This window comes from Roseisolibacter sp. H3M3-2 (assembly GCF_029211165.1).
Classification (GTDB): domain Bacteria; phylum Gemmatimonadota; class Gemmatimonadetes; order Gemmatimonadales; family Gemmatimonadaceae; genus Roseisolibacter.
In genome coordinates this window covers 1-2592 of record NZ_JARGEK010000518.1, presented here as the reverse complement: position 1 = coordinate 2592, position 2592 = coordinate 1, and the positions used below count along the sequence as shown (strand labels likewise).

Sequence of the window (2592 nt, the reverse complement as noted above, 5' to 3'; positions counted from 1 at the left end):
TCGAGCGCCGGCGGGAGCGGCACCGACGGGAGCGCGGCCGCGGCCAGCGCGGCGGCCAGGAGCAGCAGGGCTGGGACGAGCGGGCGCATGCGCGAAGATGCGTCGCGGGCGGCGGGCGCGCATCCTTCCGTCATGCCCGAGCCCCGCCCCGCGCGCCCCACCCTCCTCGGCCTCCCGTTCGACGGCGGCTCGTCGTTCCTGCGCGGCGCCGCCGCGGCGCCGGCGGCGATCCGCGCCGCGCTCGCGTCCGACCACACCAACTGGTGGACCGAGGACGGCCGCGACCTGCGCGCCGACGGCGGGCTGGCCGACGCCGGCGACGTGCCGCGCGCCGCCCCCGGCGAGGACGCCGCGTCGGTGCACGCGCGGATCGCCGCCGCGGTCGGCGCGCTCGCCGCCACGGGCGCGCGCCCCCTCCTGCTCGGCGGCGACCACGCGGTGAGCTACCCCGCCCTGCGCGGGCTGCGCCCGCACGCGCCGTCGCTCACCGTGCTGCACGTCGACGCGCACCCCGACCTGTACCCCGACTACGCGGGGGACCGGCTGTCGCACGCCTGCCCGTTCGCGCGCGTGCTGGAGGACGGGCTGGCCGACCGCGTCGTGCAGGTGGGCATCCGCGCCTCCACCGGCGTGCAGCGCGCGCAGGCGCGCCGCCTCGGCGTCGAGGTGGTGGACATGGCGGCGTGGGCGCGCGGCGCGCGGCCGTCGCTCGACGGCGCCGTGTACCTCTCGTTCGACCTGGACGCGCTCGACCCGGCGTTCGCGCCCGGCGTGTCGCACCGCGAGCCGGGCGGGCTGACCACGCGCGAGGCGCTGGGGCTCGTGCAGGGGTGCGGCGGGCGGCTGGTGGGGGCCGACGTGGTGGAGCTCAACCCGTCGCGCGACGTGCAGGACCTGACCGCGTGCGCGGCGGCCAAGCTGGTGAAGGAGGTCGCGGCGCGGCTGCTGCGCGACGCGGGGGACTGACGCCGGTCAGGGGAGGAGCGCGACCGCCCACACGGGCCGGTGGTCGCTGACGCCGCGCGCGTCGGGGCCGGTGCCGGCGGCGGCGACGCGCAGCCCCTTCACCAGCACGTGGTCCCAGCGCCCGAAGCGCGTCGTGCGCGGGCCGGCGCGCGTCGCCCACGCGAACCCCGCCGCGACGCCGGCCGCCGCCACGCCGCCGTCGTTGAAGTCGCCGCCGACCACCGCCAGCGCCAGCGCCGCCGCGTCGGCCAGCACCGCGCGCAGCTGCGCGCGCCGCGCGCCGTCCCCCACGTCGAGCGCGGTCCCGAGGTGCGTGGAGTAGACGCGCACGCGCGCCGCGCCCACCGCCAGCGTGGCGGCCGTCGCGGTGCGGTGCGTGCCCGCGTAGCGCGACGGGTGCGGGAGCACGAGGCGCGCGTCGGCCGCCACCGGCCAGCGCGTGAGCACCGCGTTGCCGAAGTCGCGCCGCGTGCGGCGGTGGCGGATGGCCGGGTAGTACACGTACCCCATCCCCAGCGCCTCGGCGACGCGGCGCGTGCCGTCGGCGTCCATCTCCTGCAGCAGCACGACGTCGGCGCCGCGCGTGGCCGCGTCGGCGGCCAGCAGCGCCGCCGCCTCGGCCGGGCGCCGCGCGAACGCGACGTTGAACGACACCACCCGCAGCGAGTCGGCGCGCGCCGGCGGCGGGCGCGGGGGCGGCGCGGCTTGGCGCGGGACGTCGGCCGCCGCGTAGTCGCGCCCCGTGCGGCACGCCGCGATTGAGAGGAGCGCGGCCGACCCCAGCGCGGTCGCTACAGCGCGCGCTCGTAGAACCACGTGTCGCCGAACTCCGTCGGCCGGTAGGCCGGCACGCGGCGGAAGCCCGCGCCCTCGTACAGCCGCTGCGCCGCGTGCATGGTCGTGAGCGTGCCGAGGCGGAGCACCGCGTGGCCGCGCGCCAGCGCCTCGGCGATCGCGTGCGCCTGCAGCGCGCGCGCCGCCTCGCGCCCGCGCGCGGCGGCGAGCACGAACATGCGCTTGAGCTCCGCGGCGCCGTCGGCGAGCGGCTGCAGCGCGACGCACCCGAGCGCCTCGCCGCCGGCCCACGCGACCCACAGCCCGCCGCGCGGCGCGAACGGCGCCGGCAGCGCGGCCGCCAGCCGCTCGGCGGCGTCGGGGCCGTGCGCGGTGGAGTGGGCGAGCACGTGCTCGCGCACCAGCGCGCGCGCCGCCTCCAGCGACGCCGGGTCGTCGGCCGCGCTGCGGATCTCGACCGGCCCGGTCACCCGCACCCCTCGACGTACTCCACCGCCGGGCGGCGGCCGGCGCGGTAGCGCGTCACGCGCCCGCGCTCCGTCTCGAACACGAGGCGGTACGCGCTGTCGGCCGGGGCGGCCGGCGTCACGGTGACGTAGTGCCCGTCGACGTACTTGTGCGGCGTGACGGCGGCGCGCGCGCCGTACGCCTCGACGACGCGCGCCTCGGGGTCGCCCACGCGCACGCCGGCCGCGGTCGCGACGGTCGGCGAGTCGACGTCGATGCGGGCGACGGCGCCGCCGCCGACCACCTCCAGCACGTCGGCGGGCGCGCCGGTCCTGCGCACGTAGTCGCACGCCGCGCTGTCGGCGCCGGCGGGCGCGTCGAGGT

3 protein-coding genes and 1 pseudogene are annotated in these 2592 nt (G+C 80.2%); 1 reads left to right on the top strand and 3 read right to left on the bottom strand.

Annotated features, from left to right (window positions below; all coding sequences use genetic code 11):
* Positions 1 to 132: 132 nt before the first annotated feature.
* Positions 133 to 966 carry an agmatinase gene (gene speB, locus PYV61_RS23890; RefSeq protein WP_275836382.1) on the top strand — a complete coding sequence of 278 codons (834 nt, stop codon included), beginning with the start codon at positions 133 to 135 and terminating at the stop codon, positions 964 to 966.
* Positions 967 to 972: 6 nt separating this feature from the next.
* On the opposite strand, the gene PYV61_RS23885 is transcribed toward speB, so the two are convergent.
* The 3 genes and pseudogenes from PYV61_RS23885 to PYV61_RS23875 form a co-directional block, all read right to left on the bottom strand.
* On the bottom strand, positions 973 to 1782 hold the full coding sequence (locus PYV61_RS23885; RefSeq protein ID WP_275836381.1) for an endonuclease/exonuclease/phosphatase family protein: 810 nt from the start codon (positions 1780 to 1782) through the stop codon (positions 973 to 975).
* Positions 1758 to 2231 carry a GNAT family N-acetyltransferase gene (locus PYV61_RS23880; RefSeq protein WP_275836380.1) on the bottom strand — a complete coding sequence of 158 codons (474 nt, stop codon included), beginning with the start codon at positions 2229 to 2231 and terminating at the stop codon, positions 1758 to 1760. The genes PYV61_RS23885 and PYV61_RS23880 overlap by 25 nt, the downstream gene beginning before the upstream one ends.
* Positions 2228 to 2592, bottom strand: a pseudogene (locus PYV61_RS23875) (hypothetical protein); the annotation flags it as partial. The pseudogene PYV61_RS23875 and the gene PYV61_RS23880, both read right to left, overlap by 4 nt.